Below are 16,608 nucleotides of genomic sequence, written 5' to 3' on the forward strand. Positions count from 1 at the left end.
AGACAGTTTTTATGCGTAAAGAAACAGCATTTATCATTGGATTTCTGGTTCTGACGATCAGCACATCGGTCGCTATCTGGACTTTTGCCCTGCCCAACTTCAAACCTGTTTCGTTCCCTCAGGTGGCCAGTGCCGTTATAGATGTCGGGCCCATGCACCACCAGAGAGCTTTGGAAAAGGATGAGGTGGCTGATCTGAATAAATGGCTGGACGGGCATAAATCTGGCTGGGGGCCATTAAGTCGCACACCACCATCTTCTGGCGATTCTCATCTTTTTCTCAAGGATGCGCAGGGCAAAGATGTGCTGACCCTGACTCTATGGACGGGAATCAGCGCCGCAGACTGGAATGCAACCGTGTTTGTGGAATCTCCGGATGGATCATGGGTGCGGTCGGAAACATTCTCCAACAAAGACTTTGCGCCATTGCGTCTGATGGTGGACCGGTATCCGTTTAAGCATTCCAGTTTTCCATGAGAATGTATGGAATATTCGTTAGTTTTTTAGATATCTAATAGAGTAAAAAAGTTTTTTTGTTTGGGTTTTCTGGTTGTGGATTTATCGGCAAGGAGGGGGCGGATATTCCCTTTTTTGCCGCCACGCGCAGGGAGTTTTGTTTCTTTTCTAAAATATAGTGTATTAAATTTTTTTAATTCTTGAAGAATATTATTTTTATCTGAGAAAATACGGTGTGGAGATGTTTTGATCCGATTGTATGTTTTTTGGATTATTGAATTTATTTTTTGATCGTTTTGTGGAATAATCAAAAGTTAAGATTTGCATGGGTTCAATGATGTATTTTTTGTTTGTATGATATAGAAAAAACACACTAGTCTATTTTGTATGATTTTTGAATATAGTGAATTTTTCAGTAAATTTGTACCGTAGAGAGGGACTGTTCTTTGTGAACTGTTCGTAATGCGGTATCGTTAACCAACAGCGCGTAGAAGTTTTTAAATAAATTTCGTACTGCGCAACGATAGGATAGAGGAGGCAGTGATGGGTTTTCCACTTGTCGATGCAGTACTTGCCAAAGTTTCTAGCCAGCCATCAAGCAGCGCAGACGATATTTCCGGCCTCAGGGTTGCTGTGCAGGAACCGGATCTGAAATATAAAGAGTTTGATAACCTTGCGAGCCTGCCTGATGTTGAAGCCCCTGTCGGGCGGAGGGTCAAAGAGGCTTCTCAACCGGTTGCAACTGCTCCGGTTAAAGATGCTCTTGCTGAAATACTGACCTCTGTAAAAACAGAGGCTCCCGTGGAAGCTGAGGTCCGTCAAAAACCCGTCAATTCTCCTTCTCCCAAATCTTCAGAGAGTGACGTTGAGATAAAATCCCAGCAACAGTCTTTGCGGGATGTTTTTGCTTTCCTTGCGGGAAAGCGGGACCAACTCCGGCCTGCTTCCAATTTGTCGGATATTTTCCGCTAATTGTTGAAAATGTTGGTTCGACACTTTTTGATAGAGTACTTCGTATGCCCTTGATTTGCTGTGTTTCACCAAAAGGGGGCGTCGGCAAAACCATGATTGCAGCCAATCTGGCTGCCAGTCTGGCTAAAAAACGGCATTATCATGTAGTGGCCGTGGACCTGGACCCGCAGAACATGCTGCGTCTCCACCTTGGTGGGGATGTGGCTGATGAGCAGGGTTTTGTAAAATCTGTCGGGAATTTCGAATCATGGGAGGCAGCCCTTAAGGAAGACCGCAAGAGTGGCGTGGTCACTTTGCCTTATGGCCAGCTTTCTGCAGGGAAAAGCATTAAAAAAGACAGTATTATCAGGCAACAGCCTGAATTGTTATGGAAGCCGCTGGTAAAGATGGCTGAGTCTCCACGCATTGTGGTTGTGGTGGATACACCTCCGGGGCCTTCTGTCATGTTGCAGGCCATTTTGCCCCATGTGGATCTGCTGCTGACTATTCTTGCGGTGGATGCGGCCTCTGCAGTGCTGTATTCCAATATTGCTGCGCGAAAAATCTATTCAGAAGTCCGCAATGTGCGCCGTGGGTATGTATTAAACCAGTTCGACCCGATGACCAGATTGGGGCGCTCTATCTGTTCCGGTCTGTCTGAAAAAATAGGTCAGGCGCTTTTTGGTGTTGTGCATCGGGACGAATATGTGGGGGAAGCACTGGCCATGCAGCAGCCAGTGCCAGACTATGCACCTTTATCTCGTGCTGCGGCCGATCTGAATAATCTTTCAGAACGGGTCCATCGTTATCTGGAAGCACGTTCATGAAACTGTCTGATCGGCTGAGCAATCTGTTCCGTGTTGATCGGGGTGTTCACAAAGCGCTTGCAGCTTTTCTGCTGTGTTTTTCCATTGTCGGATTTTTTGTTGTTACGTTGTCTTTCCTGTCAGCGGGTGGACAGCTTATTGTCGGCATTGCCGGAATTATTGCATTTTTCATTATAAATCGCCGCAAGGATGATACGGCTACACTGTATTTAAAAATACTCTCACTAGCTGTGTCTTTTAGATATCTGGCCTGGCGGATGATTGATACGCTGGTATTTCAAACGACATTTCAGGCGATTTTGGGCATTATTCTGCTTTCGGCAGAAGCCTATGCGTTTATGATGCTGTTACTGATTTATTTTCAAACAGTACATCCATTGGAAAGAAAGCCAGCACCTCTGCCGGACAATTCTGACCAATGGCCAAGTGTAGATGTTTATATTCCTACGTATAATGAAGACCTGAGTATTGTGCGGGTGACCGCGTTGGCCTGCGCTCCATGGACTGGCCACCAGATAAGCTGAATGTTTTTATTCTGGATGACGGTCACCGCGATGAGTTCCGGCAGTTTGCTGAGTCCGCGGGGATCGGTTACATCAGCCGCGCAGACAATTCCCATGCCAAAGCAGGTAATCTCAACCACGCCCTCAGCCTGACGGATGGTGAGATGATCGCAATTTTTGACTGCGATCACGTGCCATGCCGTGCCTTTTTGCAAACCACAATGGGCTGGTTTGTGACCGACCCCAGTGTTGGTCTGCTGCAAACACCGCATCATTTTTACTCCCCGGATCCGTTCCAGAGGAATCTGGCCAATGGCATGCGCGTGCCACCGGAAGGCAACAGTTTTTACGGCCTGCTGCAACCGGGTAATGACTTTTGGAACGCGTCGTTTTTTTGCGGCTCCTGCGCTGTTATCCGGCGTGATGCGTTGATGGAAGTCGGCGGGATTGCCACAGAAACCGTAACTGAGGATGCGCATACGGCCCTTAAACTGCAACGCCGTGGCTGGTCTACAGCATACCTTAGTCTGCCGCTTGCCGCGGGGCTGGCGACTGAGCGCCTGATCCTGCACATTGGTCAGAGAATGCGATGGGCCCGCGGTATGATCCAGATTTTACGTACCGACAATCCGTTTACAGGTCCGGGTCTGAAGTTGCCGCAGAGAATCTGCTATTTTTCGGCTATGGCAGGTTTTCTGTTTGCTATTCCCCGTCTGGTGTTTTTAACGTCCCCCATATGTTTTCTGGTGTTCAACCAGACACTGATTGCTGCGTCTCCCATGGCGCTCTGTGCTTATGTTTTGCCGCATTTCTTTCATTGTATCTGCACATCAGCGCGCATGAACGGGAACTGGCGGTACTCGTTCTGGGGTGAAATATACGAAACAACGCTGGCGACATTTCTGGTGCGCGTCACGCTGGTGACAATGCTTTTTCCCAAGCTTGGCAAGTTTAATGTGACGGATAAAGGCGGGACAATCAAACAGGCTTATCTGGACTGGCAGGCCGTTTATCCCAATGTCATTTTAAGCGGATTTCTGTTTATGGGCATGCTTTACGGCTTTTACCGGCTGTTCATGTTCCATAACTCCCAGGTTGTATTTAATGCATTGTGGTTGAATGAAGTCTGGATCAGCATCAGCATTCTTACTCTTCTGCTGGCTATTGCCGTAGGGCACGAATCCCGCCAGGTACGGGGCAAGGCGCGTATTCAGGTGCGTCTGCCGGTGACGCTGCGTTCTGAAGGCGGTCAGTTGCTGCCGACACATATTATGGATGTGTCCACCGGGGGCTGTCAGGTTGAGGTTACGGAAAGCACACTGAATGAGTGGAAAAATGGCCAGATTGTCCATGTGTTTACTGAAGAAGGTTGCCTGAAGGGCGAAATTATATGGGTGGGCAAGCAGTCAATCGGGCTGGATTGGCGCTACGATTCCCTACGTCATGAGGCGGAAGTGGTCCGGTTTGTTTTTGGGCGGGCAGACGCGTGGGTGGATTGGGGGCACTACCCACCAGATCGGCCTTTGCGTAGCCTGTGGCTTGCAGTAAGCAGCATTGTCAGCCTGTTCCGTTTTGAGGAAAAACCGGGTGCTGCAAGCCAGAAGCTTCCTCCTTCCAAATCCAAGGTCCAGCCTCGTCGTTCCCCTGTTGTTGAAAAAAAACCGGAAAGAAAAGCCGTGATTGTCGCACCCAAGAAAAAAACAGCGACATTGTGTCTTTTCCTGCTCGGTACGGCTCTGCCGGCTGTTGGCTGGGCACAGCAGCCGCTCGGGGGTGCGCCAGCTGTTGCCGCCGCCGCTGCGCCACCGGCGGCGCAACGCAGGCTGTACCGCCTGCCCCATCTGACTCTCCAGTAGCTGACGGAGAGCCGCCGCTCCCTACGGTGAATGCAGCAGACCCTGCCTCTGCGGTGCAGGACCAGTCCTCGCAGGGGGCGCAGGCACCAGGCCTGACGTTTGGTGCACCTGTAGCAGATGCAGCGCCTGCTCTGGTTGGTGTAAATAAGAAAACCTGGAGCCTGAAGGAGCTGGGAGCAGGAGATACCCTGATGATGACGCCCTTTGCGTCTATTCAGGGGATTACGTTTGGTCTGCCCAAAGGCGAGCTGGTAACAGACGCAGAGCTTGTCCTGTCTGGTGCTCTTTCTCCCTCATTGTTGCCAACTGTCAGCAGCATTACCATCCGGCTGAATAACCAGTATGTGGGCACAATTCCGGTCACGCCGGGAAAATCAGCTTTTGGGCCGGTTAAGTTTACCGTTAACCCTTTCTTTTTCCTGTCCAAGAATGTTGTAAACTTCAGCTTTGCGGGCCAGTACACGGCTACCTGCGGTAATGAAATCAGCCCGTTCTCTGGGGACAGATTTCCGGGCAGTCGCAACTCTCCATTACCACGGCACCTTTGCCGCCAAAGCGTTACCTATCCGCACTGCCCGCCCCCTTTATGGATACGGGGGCAGTTGACCGGGCTGTCGTCCCTTTTGTGTTGCCAGAGCAGGCTTCTGTCGGGAATGCAAATGGGCGGAGCCTGCTGAAATCGGCAGGTATTGTTGCGTCCTGGTTTGGAAAGCAGGCAGACTTTCATCATGTCACCTTCCCGGTTTCGCACCATGTGGCTGAGACGGGGAATGCCGTTGTCATGGGTACGGCGGACAACCTGCCAGACAGTCTGGGAAAAAGCCTGACCATTGCAGGGCCTTTGGTGGCAGAGCTTGCTAACCCGTCTGACAGTAATGGCACTTTGCTTGTCATTACTGGCCGCAATGTAACGGAAGTATTGCAGGCGGCCAACACGCTTGCCTACACATCCGGCAGCTTTGGAGATCTATCTCAGACCGGGGGAGCCGACCTGTCGCTCTCTCCCCGTGTGCCGTATGATGCTCCAGCATTTTTGCCAACGGACAGGGTTGTCAGGTTTGGTGAACTTGTCAGCCAGAGTGCTCTGACAGGCCATGGTTATGTGCCGGGTACTCTGGCCATTCCATTCCGTATTGCGCCGGACCTCTATACCTGGCGTGGTCGTCCGTTCAATTCACATTTCAGCTTTCATCCACCTTTGGCGGATAATATCGACCTCCAGCATTCGCGCGTGGATGTGAGCCTGAACGGTATCTACCTGAATAGTTTTCCGTGGTCGCATGCGCAAAAACTGCCTGCATGGTTAAGTGCTTTTCTGCCTGAACGTCCGACAATACAGAAACATCATGTTGAACTGCCGGTCTGGGGGGTTTACGGCCAGAACGAGCTTGATTTCTATTTTGATGGTCGGCCCATGGCCCGCCGTGACTGTAGTGCCATGGCGCAGGATATATCCTTGGAACTGGACCCGGATTCAGTTCTGGATATGCGTCGTGCCTACCATCTGGCTGTCATGCCTAACCTTGCCCTTTTTGCAAACAGCGGTTTTCCCTTTACACGCATGGCGGATCTGTCAGAGACAGCCATTGTTCTGCCGGAGCATGCGGGTACAGGCGTGCTGACGACATATCTGGATGTTGCAGGGTTGTTTGGCTCCTATACATGGTTGCCAATATCCGGCGTGGATGTTGTGTCCTCAAAGGATGTGGCAGGCGTCAAAGACCGGGATATTTTGATGATAGAGCTGGCAACCGGTGGCACACAGGCTCCGGCTCAGGGGCCTGACCTGCTGAAAGGATCGCCCTATCAGATTGAGGGAGACCGCTTGCGCCTGAAGGAGCGCACACTGTTGGACGGTATCCGCTACATGTTTGCGGATAACGTCATACAAGGTGCAAAAACCGTCACATTCCAGGGGAGTGTATCCCTGAGCGGGGGAGGAGCACTTATTGGTACCCAGTCTCCGCTTACAAAAGGGCGTTCGGTTGTTGTGCTTGTCGCAGGAGCGCCGCAAGGGCTGGATACTGTGATCAACACCATAGAAAATCCTACGCTTGAAAGAGGAATCCAGGGTGATCTTACATTTGTCACCGGACATAAAACTCTTGCTTCTCGTAGTGGTTCGACATTTACAGTAGGTAACGCTCCATTCTGGATATGGAGTGACTGGTATTTTAGCGAACATCCTTGGCGCATTATTATTTTGGCAGCTCTTGGCATTGTTGCTAGCGGGACTGTACTGCGTAAAATGCTGGCTGCCCGCGCTGCCAGACGTCGTGCGTATTTAAAGCAGAACGAAGGGAACGAGGCGTAACCGGCATGAGGCGTTTAACAGCGATTAGATTTGGGATAACGGGGGTCGCGGCTTTTGCCGTGCCTGTTGTTGTCTGTGCTGAATCGCTGGGAACGGCTGCCTCCTCGTCAGTGGATGTAGGCAATCTGCTCCTGCAGAAAGCACAATACTGGCACGATCATCAGGAAATGGATCAGGCATGGCAGGCGCTGGCACAGGCAGCGCATCTGTCTCCTGATAATCCGCGTGTTCTGCAACTACAGGGACTTTGGGCGCACGAAGGGGGAGATTCCGTCGCAGCCGATGCTGCGCTGCAAACCTTGACCCGGCGTTTTCCAGACGCGCCGGAAACACAAGCCCTTCAGGCTGCTCTGGTGCATGGGCACGCGCAGGAAATAGACGTGTCGGGTGCGCGTGATCTTGCAAAAGCGGGCGAAACGAGTGCTGCCGCCGCCGCCTATCGCAAGCTTTTTCCCGATGGTCCGCCAGCAGCCTATGCCGTCGAGTATTACGAAACGATGGCTGGTGCCGTCGGTTACCGCGATAAGGGGCGACTGGGCCTTAAGCAACTGGTTGAGAAAAACCCCAATAACCTTGACGCACAGATTGCGTATGCTCAGGTTTTAACCTGGCGACCTGCCACCCGGCTGGATGGTTTACAGCGTTTGCAAAAGCTGGCGGCTTTGAGTGGTCTTTCCGCTTCACAGAGTTCTGCCATTGATCATGCGTGGAGCGAAACATTGCATTGGCTGGCGCAAACGCCAGAAAGTGTTCCAGAGTATGATGCCTGGTTAAAAGTGCATCCGCAGGATGCGGACGTCAAATCTATCAGGGAGCACGCAGCGGTTGCTGAGCCGGAGAGCGCTCTGCTTAACCGCACGCAGGGCTATCAGGCTTTGGCAAATGATAGTGTTGCCGATGCAGACAAGTATTTTTCGCAGGCAGTCACAGAACGGCCGACTGATGGAGATGCCTTGGGGGGACTTGCTGGTGCGTATGCGGCAAGGCCGTATGGAGGAAGCCAGCGATCTTTTGGAAAAAGCCGGGCAGGTTGACCCCCAGACGGCCAGCAAGTGGTCTTCTGCGCTGGCTTCAGCCAAGGTTGCCACGACGTATGCACGCGTAAAACCCCTGATGCAGCCAGGAAACTATACAGAAGCCAAAGCTTCTATCGATCAGGCTCTGTCGATAGATCCCAAACAGGCGGGTCTTCTGGCGCTTTCGGGCGATGTGGCTGCCAAACAGAATAATCCGCATGGGGCTGAGGCTTTTTATAGGCAGGCTTTGGCGATAGAGCCTGATAATGCCGATGCTTTGCAGGGTTTATATGCTTTGCTTCGTTCATCTGGGAATACGGCGGAATTTGCAGATGTCGAGCGTAGGCTAGCACGGGTTTCCCCCAATTTTGGGAAGCAGGTTGCCGCAGCCGATCTGATCCGGCAGGCCAATGCGGCGACAGGTCTGGATGAAAAAATTAACCTGTTGCGCGCGGCAGTCAGGGCGCAGCCGCATGACCCGTGGTTGCGGCTGCATCTTGCCCAGGCTTTGGTGGATGGCGGCAACCGTGGCGAAGCTGCCGATGTTATGGAGCCCCTTCTGTCTGTGCAGAAAGGGGCACCTGTCGTTAATATTCAGGCGGGTATCTATTACGGCAATCAGATTCAGGATACGGATCTGATCGAGCGGCTGCTTCAGATTTTGCCACGTCAGGGGATGACCCCGGATATCAGGCAGATTGCTGACCGCATCAGGTTTCAGAAGCTTGTTGCCGGTGCGCCAGATGATCCACAGGAAGCCAGAATATACTTTAATCGCATTGCTCAGCAGGGTGGTGAGGATACCACTGGTGCGCGCGGCCAGTTGATGGGGGAAGCGCTTCTCAAACGGGGGGATGCTGCGGGCGCTGTTGGTCTGCTCAATGAGATGCTCCGCCTTGCCCGTGTGCCATCTGCACGGCAGAGTATCGCCTATGCCGGTGTGATGCTGGCGGCACAAAAACCTGCGGCTGTGCGGCATGTGCTGGCGTCACTTGAAGGCATGCAATTAACAGATGAAGAAAAAACATTTCTTCAGGGTCTAAAAAATGGTCTGGCCATTCAAAGGTCTGACCAGCTCAATGATGACGGAAAACGCGCGGAGGCTTACGATGTTCTGGCACCCGCCTTGCAAACGGATCAGTCATCAGCGCAGCTTGCATTGTCCCGTTTGTATCAGTCAGATCACAATGCAAAAAAAGCGCTGTCCATTACACGCGCAGTTCTGAACCAGAACCCTGACGACCTGGATGCACGTCTGCAGGCTATCCGCCTGAATGTTGAACTCCATGATCTGGAGCAGGCCCGGCAGGATCTGGACTCAATGCGCGAACGTGCGCCATCTGACCCGCGGACATGGGTTGGGACGTCTGTCGTAGCAAAAGCCAGAGGCAACTGGACGGAAGCTCTGAATGCGCTGGCGCAGGCACGTATGCTGCGTTTGGAAAGCGTTGGTACGCCGGTAGAGGTGGAAGATGGAGAAAACCCCTTCCGTCATGGCGTGTCACAGGCTGGTGCGACCAAAACAACAGACCCCATGCTTGCCTCGATTGATCGTGAAATTGAGGTAACTGGCAAGGCCTATGCACCGTATCTGGATGTTGGGCCGGTGTTCAATACTCGCAACGGCGCGGGTCTGGGCAAGCTGGTTGATGTGGAAGTGCCTATTGCGGGCTCCGTGCAATGGGGTCAGGGACGCCTGAATGCTTCTGTGACGCCGGTCTCCCTTTCTGCAGGGGATGGTCCGGCGCAGTATTCTGGTCATGACGCTGCAGGTGTGGCGTTAAATGCGGGGTATGAGTGGAACTGGCTTAAAGGGGATGTGGGATCTACCCCCCTTGGTTTTGCAAGCAGTAATGTTGTGGCGGGGTTGCAGTTTTTCCCCCAGATTACGGATAATCTGCATCTGAGTTTTGTGGTGGAAAGACGTGCGCTGACCGACAGTGTGGTGTCTTACTCCGGTATGAAAAACAAGGACACTGGAAAAACCTGGGGTGGGGTGATGAAGAATCACATTCACCTGCAACTGGCCTATTCCGGGAATGGCTACACCGTTTATGGCGGGGGTGGTTATGCATACCTAGATGGTAAGAACACCCGCACCAATGAAGAATACGAGGCAGGGATCGGTGGTGCGGTTACAGTTTACAAAAATCATAATCAGGAAGTGCAGATTGGTTCAAACCTGACGTGGTTCCGTTTTGATAATAACCAGTATGTTTTTCCGGATCAGAACTATCCGGATAACAGCTATGGTTATGGCGGCTACTTCTCCCCCCAATCCTTCTTTTCTGTGACCGTACCCATTACCTATACTGGCAAGGTTGATAAATGGCTGTGGGATGTGGGTGGCCAGCTTGGTTATCAGAACTACCATTCGCAGGCGCTGACCAATATTGATGATGCAGACCAGCCAATCGGGGAGGCACGTCCATCCAACCATCTGATTGGTGGAGCACATGCCAATTTTTCTTATCAGGTTTCTCCCGCCCTGCGCGTAGGTGCTAACTTCCAGTTCCAGAATGCTGGACCATGGAACCAGTTTATCGCTGGGCTGGCGGCGCATTACACTTTTCTGGATACCCAATGAAAGTCATCGGAATGTCACTGTTTTTGCAGGAACTTGCCCGTAGTTTTGACGCGCAGGTGGGGAGTGGAAGCCGCGACAGATTCCTGCAAGATGTAGGGCGTCAGATGGCTGTCCGCCTTGGCTTGCCACCATGCCAGACATTGGAAGCGCTGGAGATGGAAATGAACGCAGCACTTGCTCTGCTGGAGTGGGGGCGCGTTACGCTGCGAGTGGATACGTTAGCTAAAAAACTGGTGCTCCGCCATGTTGGTCTGCCCGTTGTCGGGAGCATGGGAGAGCCCCCGGGCTTGTGGCTGGCATCTGCGCTGGCTGGTCTTTATAGTGTCTGGCTGGAACAGCAGCCGGATTCTCTTTCGGATGCACGTATCAGTTGGTCCGTGGAGAACAAAGCAGACGTACCCAATGTCGTTGTGTTGACTTACGGGCAATAGCACTGTCACTTGACTACTGTAATAACGGGAAGGGTTTCCAAGAATGCATCCGTTGCTTGCTGGCCTTACAATTCTTATGATCGGTGATAGTCACCTGACGCATAAGAATACTCTTGTCGCGTCTTTGCCGGAGGCGTTTGTCGCACAGGGGGCTAAGGTTGTGACCTATGGTCTGTGTTCATCCAAACCGGAAGACTGGGTGGATGAAAAGCCCCTGAATGCCTGTGGTTATACCAAACGTATTGGTACCGAGCGGATCAATGTGTCGATGGATAAAAATGATGCACCGCCCAACATTCAGGCGCTGATGCAGCAGTGGCACCCCGATGCAGTGGTTGTGGTTTTTGGAGATGCCATGGCTGGTTACAGCCAGCCACAGATGCCGACAGACTGGATCAAGGATCAGGTCCATGCACTGGTGTCGGATATAGGATCAACCAAATGCGTGTGGATCGGGCCGACCTGGGGGCATTATAATCCACGTTATGGAAAAACCGAAGCGCGCACAGTTGAACTGGCCAATCTTCTGAACAAGGAAGTGCAGCCTTGTCATTATGTGGATTCGACCAAGCTGTTGCAGCAGAAAGACGTGAGCACTGAAGATGGTCTGCATTTGACGTCGGAAGATTATACAAAGTGGAGCAATGCAATCATCCAGAATGTAGAGCCCATGCTGGCCAAAGGCCAGTAAAACGAGAATGCGAGGCATAGAAACAATGTACGGTAAGCAGGCATCAGATCATTCGCAGGGCATGAGCCTGTCACGCCGTACCTTGTTGTGGTCTGCTGCGGCACTGCCTTTGTGTGCCCAAAAAGGGATGGCGCAGGCTGTGGACGACTGGACCTGGTATGCCTCGCATTTTTTGCGTGATGATGGCCGGATCATTGATAACGGCAATGGCTCCCAGTCCCATACCGAAGGGCAGGGCTATGGGATGCTGTTTGCTCAGGCCAGTGATGATAAACAGGCATTTGAAAAGATTTTTTCCTGGACTGAGAATAACCTTAAACTGCCTGATAGTGCCTTACATGCGTGGCATTACCTGCCAGATACATCGCCCCATGTGCCGGACAGTAATAATGCAACGGATGGGGATCTGCTGATTGCGCTGGCATTGGCTTTTGCAGGCTACCGTTGGCAGAAGTCGGAATATTTAAAAGCAGCGCGGGCTATTTATAAAGATGTCCGTAAAAAGCTTGTCCTGAAAATTGCAGGAAAACGGGTTCTCTTGCCAGGATGTGTTGGTTTTTCAACCCCTGATGCTGTGACCGTTAATCTGTCTTACTACGTTATGCCCTCCCTGATTCTTGCAACAGGTCTGGATAATGCGGAAGTCTGGCGTGGTCTTATAAAAGATGGTTTGACGCTGATACGCAACGGGCGCTTTGGTCGGTGGAAGTTGCCGCCAGACTGGCTGCAAATGTCATCCCATACGGGTGAGTTGTCCATTGCGCCCCAGTTCCCTCCCCGTTTTTCTTACGATGCGGTACGCGTGCCTCTTTACCTTGCCTGGGCTGGGCAGTTGGGCGGGGATCTGATGGCCGGGTTCGAAAACTACTGGACCGCTTGGCCTACAGGTGGATTGCCTGCCTGGGTAGATTTAAAAACAGGCGAACGGTCAGCATATAATGCCCCACCGGGATTTTACGATATTGGTGGCGCATGCGGGTTTGGGAATATGGCAGGGGCCATGCCACCCGTGCAGAGTAATGAAAACTATTACTCCGCATCTCTTGCCATGTTGTCCGGTCTTGTTAAGCGTCAGTTTGGAGCGGATATCATGGCCGCACAATATGGCCGGGGAAAATGGTAACGGTTGACAGCTTGTAAACATTACTGTTTTTGACAGCCACAGAAATTTTCATTTGCTTAAAGAAACTTTTGGTGTGGTGTGTGGGATTTTAGGGAAATTAAGAATAAAAATTTAGAAATTCATGATTTACAGGAAATTATTTCAATAAATTTTTCGTTGTATGTACAATTATAATTCCAAAAATGAGAAGAGAATCAATAATTTATTATTATAAATGTCGAGATTCTATGGGGAGAGCATTTTGTTCTGCCGCAGATATTTCTATTGTTTACAAATGAGTTAACTTAATTTAATTTGATCGACATCTCATTAACTCTGTAGGGTCAAGAAAATTCTTCTTACAGTAATTCATATTGTGCCTAAGTGGAGTAATTTCTCTGCTCCGTCAGGGTATGATGCATGGTATTTTACGCCTTAAACCTTCTCTTCTTTTTGGGTAAGCGTTGACGCGACGACCAGAGGAAGGGGTGTTCACTCAAATTTGTTAAAAGAAAGACCGTTCGTGTTCAAATCCTGTTTCCGCGTGATCTGGTCTGTCAGCGCTTCCAGCATGGCCAGTTGGGTGTTTCTGGCTGGCTGCCCCGTTGTATATGCTGCATCGCAGCAGGATTCCGCGCCGTATCAGGTGCCAGAGCGCCCGAGTCCTTTTTTGGCACCGTCTGATGTGTCGCTCAATGCGCGGGCGCGGGTGGCCGCACCTGTACCGACTGCTGCTGCCCCAACGGCCGCTCCTGTGTCCGGGGCGGCGGTGCCGGATATGCCGCCGCCAAGCGCTCCGGCATCCGATGTAATGCAGGCTCCGGCAGCGCCTGTGCAGGGTGGTGTCGTAGCACCTGCGGTTGCACCCGTATTTGCTGGGAGTGCTCAGGCTCCAGCCGTGGGTTTGCCAGAACCGGCTCCCGCGTCCCCTGAAATTATTCGGGTTTTGAGCCTTCGGCAGTTGGGGCTGACGGCTCCAATGACATTGCGTGGTTTTTCACCATTGCAGGGTCTGGATATTCCCATTCCGGCAGATGAAATTGTTACCCGGGCGCAGATTGTTCTTGATGGTGCCATGTCGCCTTCCCTGCTGCCAGAAGCAAGCAGCCTGACAGTGACCCTGAACGAACAGTATGTTGGTACTGTTCTGGTTGATTTGAAAAATTCACGTTTTGGTCCACTTGTTTTTGATATTGATCCTATTTTCTTTACGCGTCTGAATCATCTGAACTTCCAGTTTTCTGGCGAGTATCGGCGCGATTGTAACGACATGCATAATGGTGTGCTTTGGGCGCGGGTTTCGGACCTGTCCAAAGTTATTATTGCAACAGTCAAGTTACCTCCAGTTCGTAAATTATCCCACCTTCCTGAACCATTTTTTGATCCGAACCTGCGTGAGGTTCTCAAGATTCCCTTCGTGTTGCCCTATGCCAGTGGACTGCATGATCTGAAGGCCGCAGGCATTGTCGCATCATGGTTTGGTAAGCTGGCTGATTTTCGTGGGGCATCTTTCCCAGTCGCGGCAACATTCCCCAAAATGGGTAATGCCGTAGAGGTTGGGGAGAATATTCCTCTCGATAGCAATGGAACACTTCCTTCCGGCCCAACGCTGTTTGAAGTCGCCAATCCTAATGACCCGAATGGCACAGTGCTGGTTGTGACTGGCCAGAACCAGAAAGACGTTGAAACGGCAGCGCGTGTCCTGGCTTTTTCGACCGATACATTGGGCGACGTGCCGTTCAGGGTTGTGTCTGATGTAACATTGGCTCCACGTAAACCTTATGATGCTCCAGCATTTGTCCCCACTGATCGCGCTGTGCGGTTTGGTGAGTTGATGTCTGCCATGGACCTGCAGCATCAGGGCGGGGCGCCACTGGGTATTTACGTGCCGTTCCGCATTCCACCCGACCTGTACCGATGGAAACAGCACGCTTTTCCAGTCAAGCTGCGGGCTAGAACTCCTGTTGCAGCAGCATTCGAGCATGAGGGCGCGCGGCTGGATGTGCTTGTAAACAATGCCTATGTGCAGAGTTTTCCTTTATTTTCTGACGTTTTCTGGAAAAAAGCCGAAGCGCATCTGCCGGGTATCAGGGCGGGATGATGACCTTTGATGCCACCCTTCCGCCATGGCTGCTGTTTGGTGGTCGTAACCAGCTGGACCTGAACTTTAACGTCTTGCCGATTGACCGGGGCGCCTGCCGCCGCACGAATGATGATTTTATTGCTGAAGTAGATTCAACATCTACCTTGGATTTCAGTGACAGCTATCATTACGCCACTTTGCCTGACCTGTCTTATTTTGCAGGTTCTGCATTTCCGTTTTCCAGAATGGCAGATTACTCACAGACAGCGGTTGTGCTTCCAGCCCAGCCGGATTCCGGTACAAGCACGGCTTTTCTGAATCTTATGGGTTTTCTGGGGGGCGCCACCCAATACCCGGCTGTTGGCATAGATGTTGTTTCCAGTGCTGATCTGGCGGGGCTGGGGGCTGCAAAAGACATTATTGTTCTCTCTACGCTTGATCAGCTTGGAGCGGCAAAAACGCTTTTATCCCGCTCAGCTTATGAAATTAGTGGGCAGACAATTCATGTCGGGCAGAAAACCCTGCTTGATGGGCTTTGGTATCTGTTTCAGGACAGGGATAATGGCGGGCAGCATAACAATGTTCAGTCTGTGCTGAATGCTCCAATCGTCAATGCATCTCTTCTGATCGGCGGGGAATCCCCTTATACCAATCATCGGTCTGTCGTGGCCATTCTTGGCGATCGGCCAGAGCAGTTGCAACAGATGGTGGCATCTTTGCTCGATAGTCAGAAGCTGCCTGCCGTGCAGGGTGATCTGGTTATAAAAAATGGTGATGTACTTAAAAATTACCGTAATTCCTATCTTTACACGGTTGGTTCTCTGCCGCTCTGGATTCGTATTGAGCTCTTGCTAGAGGCGCATGTGCTTCTTGTTATTCTGGCCAGTTTGCTTGGTGCCGGGTTGCTGGCAGTTGGTACGGCCAAGTGGCTGCGTGCTCATGCACGGCGTCGGTTGCAGCGGCAGTTGCAAGGTGAAGATGAGCCGATTGACTCATAAACAGGCTGTGACTGATGCCTCCGTCTTCCCGGTAACTGTTGAGGGTACCGGGCAGACAATGCGGCAGATCTGCCGATAGTGAATGATGGACAAGGGATAATAACACGATCATGAGCGCACTTCTGGCTGGGCTGACATTGCTCATTATTGGGGATAGCCATGTTACATTTAAGGATTCCCTGCTGACGATCCTGCCTGAAGCCTATACCCGGGCTGGCGCAAAGGTGGTGACCTACGGCGTATGTTCCTCCACTGCGGCAGACTGGGTGGTGCCTAACCCGAACAACGGATGCGGTGCAGCCCAGCGCATTGGGGATGCACCATTGAGCCCACCCAACATGACCCCCACCTCCCCGCCGCCGATTACATCGCTGATCGCGCAATGGCACCCGGATGTTGTTATTGTGGTATTGGGAGATACAATGGCTGCCTACGGGCAGAGCGAAATTTCCAGAAACTGGGCTGACGAGCAGGTCAAGACCCTGACCATGACTTTAGGCAATACCGCGTGTATCTGGGTGGGGCCAACGTGGGGTGAATATAGCCCCCGTTATGGTAAAACCGACAAACGTGCTCAGGAAATGGCATCTTTTCTCAAAGATGAAGTGGCACCATGCACTTATATTGACGGCACAAAGCTGATGCAGCCTGGTAGCCCCAAAACTATTGATGGTGTGCATCTGACACCTGCCAGTTATAAAGTATGGGGGAATGGCATACTCCAGCAGACCATGCCTATTCTGGAAAAAATGCATAAATAAAAACATCGTATTTTTTATAGGCGTTACTTACAA

14 protein-coding genes and 1 pseudogene are annotated in these 16,608 nt (G+C 51.5%); 14 read left to right on the top strand and 1 reads right to left on the bottom strand.

The genetic code is table 11. From position 1 onward, the window contains the following. The first annotated feature begins 11 nt into the window (after window positions 1–11). Entirely contained in the window at window positions 12–476 is a 465-nt protein-coding gene (locus JCM25146_RS01670) for a hypothetical protein (protein WP_025825415.1), read from the top strand. A 26-nt stretch (window positions 477–502) separates the two neighbouring features. Here JCM25146_RS01670 and JCM25146_RS21840 read toward each other — a convergent pair whose 3' ends face one another. Then, complete coding sequence (locus tag JCM25146_RS21840; protein WP_148298925.1) at window positions 503–766, bottom strand: hypothetical protein; 264 nt, start codon at window positions 764–766, stop codon at window positions 503–505. 232 nt (window positions 767–998) lie between these two features. On the opposite strand from JCM25146_RS21840, the gene JCM25146_RS01675 reads away from it, so the two are divergent. The 13 genes and pseudogenes from JCM25146_RS01675 (at window position 999) to JCM25146_RS01725 (ending at window position 16,575) form a co-directional block, all read left to right on the top strand. Continuing rightward, a complete protein-coding gene (locus tag JCM25146_RS01675) occupies window positions 999–1,427 on the top strand; it encodes a hypothetical protein (protein WP_025825417.1) in 429 nt (142 codons plus the stop codon). Window positions 1,428–1,471: 44 nt separating this feature from the next. Next, entirely contained in the window at window positions 1,472–2,233 is a 762-nt protein-coding gene (gene bcsQ, locus JCM25146_RS01680) for a cellulose biosynthesis protein BcsQ (RefSeq protein ID WP_025825420.1), read from the top strand. Beyond that, on the top strand, window positions 2,230–2,757 hold the full coding sequence (locus JCM25146_RS20415) for a hypothetical protein (protein WP_051543866.1): 528 nt from the start codon (window positions 2,230–2,232) through the stop codon (window positions 2,755–2,757). The genes bcsQ and JCM25146_RS20415 overlap by 4 nt, the downstream gene beginning before the upstream one ends. Beyond that, a complete protein-coding gene (locus tag JCM25146_RS16430; protein WP_051543868.1) occupies window positions 2,733–4,592 on the top strand; it encodes a glycosyltransferase in 1,860 nt (619 codons plus the stop codon). The genes JCM25146_RS20415 and JCM25146_RS16430 overlap by 25 nt, the downstream gene beginning before the upstream one ends. A 194-nt stretch (window positions 4,593–4,786) precedes the next feature. Then, a pseudogene (locus JCM25146_RS16435) lies at window positions 4,787–6,906 on the top strand (cellulose biosynthesis cyclic di-GMP-binding regulatory protein BcsB). A gap of 5 nt (window positions 6,907–6,911) precedes the next feature. Continuing rightward, entirely contained in the window at window positions 6,912–7,940 is a 1,029-nt protein-coding gene (locus tag JCM25146_RS22335; protein WP_025825422.1) for a hypothetical protein, read from the top strand. After that, window positions 7,882–10,509, top strand: coding sequence for a cellulose synthase subunit BcsC-related outer membrane protein (locus JCM25146_RS01695; protein WP_159101939.1), 2,628 nt, complete (start codon window positions 7,882–7,884; stop codon window positions 10,507–10,509). The genes JCM25146_RS22335 and JCM25146_RS01695 overlap by 59 nt, the downstream gene beginning before the upstream one ends. Continuing rightward, on the top strand, window positions 10,506–10,940 hold the full coding sequence (gene bcsD / locus JCM25146_RS01700) for a cellulose biosynthesis protein BcsD (RefSeq protein ID WP_025825426.1): 435 nt from the start codon (window positions 10,506–10,508) through the stop codon (window positions 10,938–10,940). The genes JCM25146_RS01695 and bcsD overlap by 4 nt, the downstream gene beginning before the upstream one ends. Window positions 10,941–11,016: 76 nt before the next feature. Next, on the top strand, window positions 11,017–11,631 hold the full coding sequence (locus tag JCM25146_RS01705; protein WP_242400840.1) for an SGNH/GDSL hydrolase family protein: 615 nt from the start codon (window positions 11,017–11,019) through the stop codon (window positions 11,629–11,631). Window positions 11,632–11,638: 7 nt separating this feature from the next. Beyond that, window positions 11,639–12,754 (top strand): glycosyl hydrolase family 8, encoded by a 1,116-nt coding sequence (locus JCM25146_RS01710; protein ID WP_081774705.1) that lies wholly within the window; start codon window positions 11,639–11,641, stop codon window positions 12,752–12,754. Window positions 12,755–13,256: 502 nt separating this feature from the next. Next, window positions 13,257–14,834 carry a cellulose biosynthesis cyclic di-GMP-binding regulatory protein BcsB gene (locus JCM25146_RS24375; RefSeq protein WP_025825431.1) on the top strand — a complete coding sequence of 526 codons (1,578 nt, stop codon included), beginning with the start codon at window positions 13,257–13,259 and terminating at the stop codon, window positions 14,832–14,834. After that, complete coding sequence (locus JCM25146_RS24380; RefSeq protein ID WP_081774706.1) at window positions 14,831–15,814, top strand: cellulose biosynthesis cyclic di-GMP-binding regulatory protein BcsB; 984 nt, start codon at window positions 14,831–14,833, stop codon at window positions 15,812–15,814. The genes JCM25146_RS24375 and JCM25146_RS24380 overlap by 4 nt, the downstream gene beginning before the upstream one ends. Before the next feature lie 110 nt (window positions 15,815–15,924). Next, a complete protein-coding gene (locus JCM25146_RS01725; RefSeq protein ID WP_025825435.1) occupies window positions 15,925–16,575 on the top strand; it encodes an SGNH/GDSL hydrolase family protein in 651 nt (216 codons plus the stop codon). The last annotated feature ends 33 nt before the right edge of the window (window positions 16,576–16,608 follow it).

Origin of the sequence: Acetobacter okinawensis JCM 25146 (genome assembly GCF_000613865.1) — a bacterium.
In the GTDB taxonomy this organism is placed as follows: domain Bacteria; phylum Pseudomonadota; class Alphaproteobacteria; order Acetobacterales; family Acetobacteraceae; genus Acetobacter; species Acetobacter okinawensis.